Below are 593 nucleotides of genomic sequence, written 5' to 3'. Positions count from 1 at the left end.
AATGACTTGGTTGAGTACTCACCAGTCACAGAAAAGCATCTTACGGATGGCATGACAGTAAGAGAATTATGCAGTGCTGCCATAACCATGAGTGATAACACTGCGGCCAACTTACTTCTGACAACGATCGGAGGACCGAAGGAGCTAACCGCTTTTTTGCACAACATGGGGGATCATGTAACTCGCCTTGATCGTTGGGAACCGGAGCTGAATGAAGCCATACCAAACGACGAGCGTGACACCACGATGCCTGCAGCAATGGCAACAACGTTGCGCAAACTATTAACTGGCGAACTACTTACTCTAGCTTCCCGGCAACAATTAATAGACTGGATGGAGGCGGATAAAGTTACAGGACCACTTCTGCGCTCGGCCCTTCCGGCTGGCTGGTTTATTGCTGATAAATCTGGAGCCGGTGAGCGTGGGTCTCGCGGTATCATTGCAGCACTGGGGCCAGATGGTAAGCCCTCCCGTATCGTAGTTATCTACACGACGGGGAGTCAGGCAACTATGGATGAACGAAATAGACAGATCGCTGAGATAGGTGCCTCACTGATTAAGCATTGGTAACTGTCAGACCAAGTTTACTCATA

The 593-nt window shown here is 49.6% G+C and carries 1 protein-coding gene; it reads left to right on the top strand.

Annotation, left to right across the window (positions count from 1 at the left end):
• Positions 1-570, top strand: a 570-nt coding sequence (bla, locus tag PG900_RS22965) for a class A beta-lactamase (protein WP_045893848.1), incomplete at its 5' end; no start/stop codon positions are given.
• Between the last annotated feature and the right edge of the window lie 23 nt (positions 571-593).

The sequence above is a fragment of the Aeromonas sp. QDB03 genome (assembly GCF_027707985.1).
Taxonomy (GTDB): domain Bacteria; phylum Pseudomonadota; class Gammaproteobacteria; order Enterobacterales; family Aeromonadaceae; genus Aeromonas; species Aeromonas hydrophila.
This window is presented reverse-complemented; position numbering and strand designations above follow the sequence as displayed.